The sequence below is a fragment of the Sphingobacterium sp. UBA6645 genome, from assembly GCF_002455685.1.
Lineage (GTDB): Bacteria > Bacteroidota > Bacteroidia > Sphingobacteriales > Sphingobacteriaceae > Sphingobacterium > Sphingobacterium hotanense.
In genome coordinates, this window is record NZ_DKLH01000061.1 from 1 (window position 1) to 8,000 (window position 8,000).

Below are 8,000 nucleotides of genomic sequence, written 5' to 3' on the forward strand. Positions count from 1 at the left end.
CGAGTATCATGAATGTTTTTTTGGTCATGTCTTAATACTAACTACTAACTACTATTTTAAACTTAATGAATGGATAAAAGTCAAACATTAAAATAATTTATTAATCAATTCTATATTATGAAGAGTTATCTATTTTTTTGTTGCAGTCTAATATTGTTGTTTCTAAGTTCCTGCGGTGCATCCGTTCAATTTACGCATTTTACTCCCGATAAGATAAAAGGGCTAGATTTAGGGATGAACAGAAACGAGGTTCTTGAAATTTTAGGACCGGATTATACAATTACCAGGAAAGAAATTGTGGATCAGGATACGATAGAGGTTGTGTTTTATCAAGGCTATGTTAGTGATCAACGTTATTTGTTTCAGTTCAAGAACAATAAATTAGATAAATGGGAAAAGGAAATTCAGCGTCGGCAGGTACTACAATATGGTAGTGTTTTGATAAAGTAAAAGAAATTTAAAAGGACTTTCCGTTTTGGAAAGTCCTTTCTTTTGTGCCCGCGGCGAGATTCGAACCCACATCGTCAGAACCGGAATCTGATATTCTATCCATTGAACTACGCAGGCGGCACGCCAAAAATAATATAATTTTTGAGTTTTACACAAGAATAGGTTGCCGAATTCGGCAACCTATTGATTTTTAATTGTCTTAATTGAGCTTAGTGACCATGTCCGCTGTGGTCATCAGCAACTAGATGCGTTTCAAACTTCACATCGATATCATTCGCACCGCCGAACTTAGTGAAATCTTTGTTTTGTATGTCTTTCTCAACATCAATACTAGTCTTTACGCCAGGGTTTAGATGACGCATAATATAACGCCAGTTGAACGATTCGCTTGCTTTCAATACCGTGATATAACCTATCGTACCTACTTTCACTTTTGTTTTATCCTCCTTTTTATCGGCATAGATAATTTTCAATGCGTCTGCAGGTGCTCCGATCCAGAATGCGAAGTGCTGATCGTCACGATCGATAAAAGTCTTTTGGCTTTGACGACCTGCAAAGTCAAATACTCTTAATTCAAAACGGTAAGTTTTGCCCACTTCTAAGTGCATGTGTGCTCCAACTGGTGGAAGGAATTTCTCGCCTTCGAAGATAATGCTATCTTTTTCTTGTCCTGCGAAATCATTGTAGTGAAAATGATCACCATGCGCTTCTACTTCCACTTCCGTAAAAACTAATCTCGCCGATCCTACTTCTTCCTGATCAATGACAGGAATTGGATCATCTTTGGAACAAGAATTTAGAGTTATTAATGCGATAATAGCAGATGCGATATATTTACTGATTTTCATGGTCTTAATATTTTTAGAATTTATAACTAATTGATAATTTGATGTTTCTTCCTGGACGATGCGCATAATAGCGGAATCGATCCATATAATCTTTGTATTCGGTATTGAATAAATTTTCTAGAGCTAACGAGCTTGTTAATTTGTTGTTTTGGATTTGAAACGTTCTGCTGGCATGTAGATGCAATAGATGATATGCTGCTGGGGGAGCAATAAAGTCTGTTCCTTCAGCATAACGATCCTGCTTGGCTACAAATTCATGTGTAAATTTCAAATAGGTTGAGCTTTCTGCCTCGATGTTCCATTGTACAGCCTGTGAAAACCTATCTGATGGGATATAAGGGAGATAAGCATCTAAACTTGTGTTTTTTGCTCTAACTAAGCTACCCTGAAACTGATAATCGAAAAGTTGATTTATCTTCCAGCTTGCATTGATATCAACGCCATAAAATATGCTGTTGTGCTGTTCGTAACTGAATACCGGAAATGTTCCGCGAATGGTTTGGCGAACAGAGTCGGGGTTAGGGGTGGCGTAGATATAGTTTGCAATATATTGTACAAATCCATCGATGTCAATATTCCAGTTGTCCGCTCTTCTACTAATCGAATTGACCCACTTATAGCCTTGCTCTGCTTTAAGATCTAAGTTTCCTATTTCATAAATTCCTGCGCCATGATGCACTCCGTCGCTATATAGTTCATTTGCTGTTGGTGCACGCCAAGCCAATCCCACATTTGATTTGAAAGTCCACTGTTGATTAATGGCATAGCGAAGACCTACGGAACCCGATACATTGTGGAAATTGCGAACGTCCTCCATAAGGTACTGCTGAGGCGTACTTCCCGTTTGATCCGTGTATTGAAAACGATATCCTGCAGCATCGAAATGTTTGAAATCGTAACGCCAGCCTGCTTCAAGGTTGATCTTATTGAAAGCGAAATCATGTATACCAAAAACTCCAATTCCGTAGCTGTCGTAATTTGGAATAATTGGCGTTGTGCCAGTCCCTTCAACATTGTTGTTTACTTGGCTAACAGCCGATATACCCAATGAATGCTGATTGCGTTTCATTAGTAATTCGAGCTGTTGGGTTGACAATAACATATCCGACATCGGCACATCATCTGCAACCGCTCGGCGCATATCGAATTCGCGACGGTGATTTCTCTGCCATGAATACTGTGCATCCAATTTCCAATCGTTTTGAAATTGGTATTGGTATTTAAGTCTTGCAAGTTGATGATCTACCTTTTGTTTGGGTGCTGCGATATCATACGTAAATCCGTAGTCCTCTAAGGGTTTTCCGTGTTCAATCCTAGCAAAAATATCATCGATAGTTCCGATGTGAGCTCCGTAGAAAATGCCTAGCTGTGTTGCAAATCGCGAATAGAATACATCCCATTTGTGGTTGTTATGTTGATATTGCAGTGCGGTACTCCAGTTCAGTTCTTCCGAGCCCGTATTTCCTAAATAGTAGTTTTCGGTTTTGCTGTTTCCGAGTTTCTTACCCGACGCTTGCAAACGCCAGGCGAGATTAGGGATAGCGGTTATTCCACCTTCTACCTCCGCATTCAGCGTTCCGCCTCTGCCGTTACTCTGTCCAATCAAATCTACACGTCCTTGTAGACGTTCAGGATCGATATTTTCTGATTTTGCAATCAGCACTCCGCCTAAAGCGTCCGCACCATATCTTACCGCCTGTGCACCTTTTATGACTTCAAATTGATCAGCTGAGAAAGCATCTAATTCTGGGGCATGCTCTGCACCCCATTGCTGGCTTTCTAGTTTTACTCCTTGATTCAATAGGAGGATACGACTACTATGAAGACCATTGATGACCGGCTTAGCGATAGTTTGGCCCGTATTTAAAAGACTAACCCCAGCAAGTTTAGAAAATACCTCAGCCGCCAGTTTACCCTTGCTTTCTTCAATCTGTGTTTGGTTAAGCTTATATTGTACAGCAGAAACTTGTTCCTGTTGACTGGCTTGAACCGTTACACCGTCTAATTCTGTTGTTTTTTGAACTAGGTGAATATGCAGTACACTATCCTTTGAAAGATTGATGCGTTGGGTATAATCATGAAAACCTAATGCACTAATTTTAAGTCTGTAGGTTTTCTTAGGGTCTAAATTTTCAATAGAAAATGAACCTTCCTGATCAGATTTTGTCTGAAGGTCAGCGTCGGTAAGTTTTATAGTTGCATTAGATAATGGTTGATGATTCTCATCAGCAACCAGACCACGTAAATTGGCCGATTTATTTGTCTGTGCTCCCCCTGATAATGAAATCAGAATCGCCAACACAGTCAAAACATATTTTGACATGTAGGATTACATTAAACTTTGATGGATTTTGTGATTACTCGTTAGCTGTTTTTGAGAGCAGGGGGTGCTCTTAAGCCATTCGTATAATACCGTTTAATATTTACCTCAGACGGCAAGTCGATAGAATAACTTACGTTTCTCTCAAATTCTCCAGGATTACTTTCCCATGAATACGTAGGAGATTGTGAGATGAGCTGATGGTAATATAGAAAACAGTAGGTACAATCATCATGCTGATGATCTGCATGTTCATCCGTGGTAGAATGGTGATGGCAATGGTCAGCATGTTCATGCGTATGATCATGCTGATGTGCTAGCATAAATCCAAAAGACATAGATAGAACGACCAACCAAAGGCTGGCTATTGATGTTCGAAAATGTCTAATGATGTTTATCACGTTGCAAATATACAGCAAATGCAATCTAGTTGCAAATTAAAATAAACAAAGTTGCATTAAGATCTGGGGTGGTATTGTGTTATTACGCTTTGTAGATAATCTTTATCAATATGCGTGTATATTTCTGTCGTAGTGATGCTTTCGTGTCCTAACATATCTTGCACGGCACGTAAATCTGCACCGCCTTCAACGAGATGGGAAGCAAAACTATGGCGGAATGTATGCGGACTTATTTCTTTCTGCAGATTGATTTTGGTTGCAAGGTCTTTAATGATGATGTAAATCATTACACGAGATAGGGCAGCACCGCGACGGTTTAAGAAGACATAATCTTCATTTCCGGCTTTCACAGGCGTGTGTACTCTGACCTCATTTAGGTATATTTTTAAATATTGTATAGCCTGCTGTCCGATAGGGATTAATCGTTCCTTATTTCCTTTTCCTTCGACCTTAATAAACTCCACATCTAAAAACAGGTTAGAGCGCTTGAGATTGCAAAGTTCAGAAACGCGTAGACCACAGCCGTAGAGTATCTCCAAGATCGCTTTATTGCGCATTCCTTCCGGACTGGAGAGGTCAATAGCGGCGATCAATTGATCTATTTCTTCGATTGATAACACCGACGGAAGTTTGCGTGCGATACGTGGTGCTTCGATAAGCTCTGCTGGATTTGACTCGTAGTCGTACTCGATTTGTAGGAACTTAAAAAAGGTTTTAATACCCGACAATATACGAGCTTGTGAGTAGGTCGATATGGAAAATTCGTTAATCCAGAGTAAAAAGTTTTGTAACTCTTTTGTGGTAATTTGGGGGATTGTTATTTCGTGCAGTTCGCAATAGTGTTGTAGTTTCAGAACGTCATTCTGATAGGCTTCTATGCTGTTTTCAGCTAAACCGCGTTCTAAGAGTAAGTAGCGTTTAAAGTCTCTATTTACGGTATCCCAATTCATATGTTAAATATATGTAATTTATTCTGATTAGTATTAATGTTGTTTTAATACTAAAGAAATTGTCGTAGATTGGTCCCGGTAAAATCAGTAACCATTCAGATAAATTATTTTTATGAAAATTTTAAAACCATTGGCTCTAGCCTTTTTGTTGCCTTTTACTGCGGAAGTTGCAACAGCCTATGAGTCAAGTTCCTTAATCACAGAAGCGAAAGTTATACTTCAAAAGGACTCCTTGAAATGGGATGCGAAGCTTCCTTTCGATAATGAGGTTAAAACCGGTACATTGAAAAATGGATTTCAGTATTATATCCGTAAAAACGTCGAGCCGGAAAAACGCGTGACGATGTATTTAGCGGTAAAAGTAGGTTCTATTGTAGAAACTGAGAAAGAGCTAGGATTAGCGCATTTCTTAGAACATATGAACTTCAACGGTCTTAAGCATTTCCCGAAAAATGAGTTAGTTAACTACTTGCAAAAAGCAGGTGTTCGTTTTGGGTCAGATTTAAATGCTTACACTGGTTTCGATGAAACGGTTTATCAGCTTCCAATTCCATCGGATGATCCTGAATTGTTAAAGAACGGTCTTCAAGTAATGCGCGACTGGGCTCAGGATGCGATGCTAGAGGATAGCGAAATTAATAAAGAGCGCGGGATTATTATGGAAGAGATGCGCGGTAGCCGTGGCGCCATGCAACGTATGCGCGATCAATTCTTAAAAGTATTGGTAAATGGTTCGCGTTACGCTGATCGCTTGCCGATTGGTACGGAAGAGGTTGTGATGAACTTTGATCCTAAGGTGATTCGTCAGTTTCACCAAGATTGGTATCGTCCGGATTTACAGTCGATTATCGTAGTTGGTGATGTTGATCCTGTTTATATTGAAAGTGAAATCAAGCGTTTGTTTTCAGACATGCGCGTAAATTCAAAACCGAAAGAGCGCACTGAATACAAGATTGATTTGATCAACAAGAATCAATTCGTCAAAGTTACAGATCCCGAAATGACTTATACGATTGGACAGGTTCTTATTAAGCATCCTGAAGAGAAGGTGAGCACTGTAGGTGATTACCGTCGTTCTTTGATGAAAGCGGTTTATAATCAAATGATCAACTCTCGTTTGGGCGAGTTGAGTCAATCTGCAAATCCTCCATTTATTCAAGGTGGTATTGATATTGGTGAATTCATGGGAGGTTTAGATAATCTGTCGGCATTTTTCGTTGCAAAACCTGGAGAGTTCGAAGAGGGTTTCAAATCTTTGGTTCGTGAGTTAGATCGTGTTGACAAATTCGGTTTCACAGAGACAGAATTTCAACGTGCCATTACTGCATTGAATAAAAACAATGAAACAGCTTATACTGAGCGCAGCAAAAAGAAATCTGATAGTTATGTAAATACTTATCTTGATCATTTCTTAAACGATGGACCTGCTTTAAGTAACGAAGATAGATATCAGATTACTAAGCAATTATTGCCGAGCTTGACTCTGAAAGAAGTTGAAGCAATCGGTCAAAAGTATTATGTTGATACTAACCGTGATGTTGTAATCTTAGCGCCAGATGCAGAGAAAGATAACTTGCCTGATGAGCAAACAGTGACGACTTGGTTCGCTGATGTTGATAAAGAGCAATTAACGGCTTATGATGATAAAGTTTCTGATTTACCTATGCTCTCTAAAGAGCCGGTAAAAGGAAGTATCACGTCGGAAAAATCAATTGATAAGATTAACTCGAAAGAATTTGTTTTGAATAATGGCGTTAAAGTTGTTTTGAAACCTACTACCTTTAAGAATGATGAGATCTTAATTAGTGCATTCAGCCCAGGAGGTACTTCACTTTATCCGGATGCTGAATTCATGTCTGCATCATTTGCTGGAAATCTGATTAATTCTAGTGGTATTGGACAATTGAATACTTTCGAATTGCAAAAGTATTTAACTGGCAAGGATGTAAACATTAGCCCGTATATCAACGAGCGTTCAGAAGGTATTTCTGGAAGCACGGATAAGGAAGGCTTGAAAACGGCATTCGAAATGATCTACGGATATTTTACAGAGCCTAGAATTGAAAGCGACGTATTTCAAGGTATCATGAGCAAGCAATTGAACATGTTGGCGAACAGAGATAACGATCCTAACTTTGTTTATTCAAAAGCTACGATGAACGCTTTATACGGTAATAACATTCGTCGTATTCCTTATGGCAAAGAAGAATTGGAAAAAGTGAACCAAGAGCGTGCATTAGAAATCTACAAGGATAGATTTGCTGACGCTTCGGACTTTACTTTCTTCATCGTTGGTTCTATCACAGAAGATGAGATCAAGCCTTATTTGGAAAATTATCTTGCAGCATTGCCAACTACTTCGCGTAAAGAAGCTCCTAAGGATTTAGGAATTTATGAGCCAGCAAAAGGTAAAGAGGTTGTTGTAAATAAAGGAAAAGAGGCAAAAGCTAACGTTCGTTTATCGATTTACGGTGATTATACCTACAACGACGTAGAGAATGTGAATATGGATGCGCTCGAGAAAGTGTTGTCTACTCGTTTGTTGGAGCGCTTGCGCGAAGAGGAGAGTGGTGTTTATGGTACTGGTGCGCGCGCTGGTTATTCTAAAAATCCTAAGCCTCGCTATAGTATCCACGTTTCATTCGGAACAAGCGTTGATAAATATCAATCTTTAATTGCTTCAGCATTAGATGAGTTTAAGAAAATTAAAGCTAATGGACCATCGCAAGTCGATTTAGATAAATTTAAGATCGAGGAAAAACGTCAGTTGGAATTGAGTCTTAAAGAAAACGGATTCTGGATGAGTCAGTTACTTTCTGCTTACCAATTGGGCGAAGATCCAACGTATATTACACGTTATTTAAATGATCTTGACAAGGTGACAGTTAAATCTGTAAAAGATGTGGCTAATAAATATCTGAAAGAAGATCGCTTGTTTAAGTTTATCTTATTACCGGATGCTCCAGCAAAATAGCAACAATTAAAATTGACCGATTGAATCGGGTATAATAAGAGGCTGTCTAAAAAGGTC

Annotated in this window: 6 protein-coding genes and 1 tRNA gene; 2 read left to right on the plus strand and 5 right to left on the minus strand. The window is 39.0% G+C overall.

What is annotated here, in order from left to right; genetic code table 11:
* Positions 1-234 precede the first annotated feature (234 nt).
* The gene (locus tag B2400_RS11975) at positions 235-450 is read left to right on the plus strand and encodes a hypothetical protein (protein ID WP_187773831.1); all 216 of its coding nucleotides are present in this window, start codon (positions 235-237) and stop codon (positions 448-450) included.
* A gap of 45 nt (positions 451-495) precedes the next feature.
* Here the strand turns inward: B2400_RS11975 and B2400_RS11980 are convergent.
* The 5 genes from B2400_RS11980 to xerD form a co-directional block, all read right to left on the minus strand.
* A tRNA-Arg gene (locus tag B2400_RS11980) sits at positions 496-567 on the minus strand.
* A 92-nt stretch (positions 568-659) separates the two neighbouring features.
* Positions 660-1,298 (minus strand): hypothetical protein, encoded by a 639-nt coding sequence (locus B2400_RS11985; protein ID WP_293933623.1) that lies wholly within the window; start codon positions 1,296-1,298, stop codon positions 660-662.
* A 13-nt stretch (positions 1,299-1,311) separates the two neighbouring features.
* Positions 1,312-3,621 (minus strand): TonB-dependent receptor, encoded by a 2,310-nt coding sequence (locus tag B2400_RS11990; protein WP_293933626.1) that lies wholly within the window; start codon positions 3,619-3,621, stop codon positions 1,312-1,314.
* Positions 3,622-3,751: 130 nt separating this feature from the next.
* Positions 3,752-3,925 (minus strand): hypothetical protein, encoded by a 174-nt coding sequence (locus B2400_RS11995; protein WP_187773830.1) that lies wholly within the window; start codon positions 3,923-3,925, stop codon positions 3,752-3,754.
* Between the two features lie 150 nt (positions 3,926-4,075).
* Positions 4,076-4,969 (minus strand): site-specific tyrosine recombinase XerD, encoded by an 894-nt coding sequence (gene xerD / locus B2400_RS12000; RefSeq protein ID WP_149526024.1) that lies wholly within the window; start codon positions 4,967-4,969, stop codon positions 4,076-4,078.
* Between the two features lie 112 nt (positions 4,970-5,081).
* Between xerD and B2400_RS12005 the strand changes: the two genes are divergently transcribed.
* Complete coding sequence (locus B2400_RS12005) at positions 5,082-7,943, plus strand: M16 family metallopeptidase (RefSeq protein WP_293933630.1); 2,862 nt, start codon at positions 5,082-5,084, stop codon at positions 7,941-7,943.
* The last annotated feature ends 57 nt before the right edge of the window (positions 7,944-8,000 follow it).

Excerpts from the sequence above, each read along its gene's own strand:
- B2400_RS11975 (WP_187773831.1), top strand. The coding sequence starts at position 235 with ATGAACAGAAACGAGGTTCTTGAAATTTTAGGACCGGATTATACAATT.
- B2400_RS11985 (WP_293933623.1), bottom strand. The coding sequence starts at position 1,298 with ATGAAAATCAGTAAATATATCGCATCTGCTATTATCGCATTAATAACT.
- B2400_RS11990 (WP_293933626.1), bottom strand. The coding sequence starts at position 3,621 with ATGTCAAAATATGTTTTGACTGTGTTGGCGATTCTGATTTCATTATCA.
- B2400_RS11995 (WP_187773830.1), bottom strand. The coding sequence starts at position 3,925 with ATGATCATACGCATGAACATGCTGACCATTGCCATCACCATTCTACCA.
- xerD (WP_149526024.1), bottom strand. The coding sequence starts at position 4,969 with ATGAATTGGGATACCGTAAATAGAGACTTTAAACGCTACTTACTCTTA.
- B2400_RS12005 (WP_293933630.1), top strand. The coding sequence starts at position 5,082 with ATGAAAATTTTAAAACCATTGGCTCTAGCCTTTTTGTTGCCTTTTACT.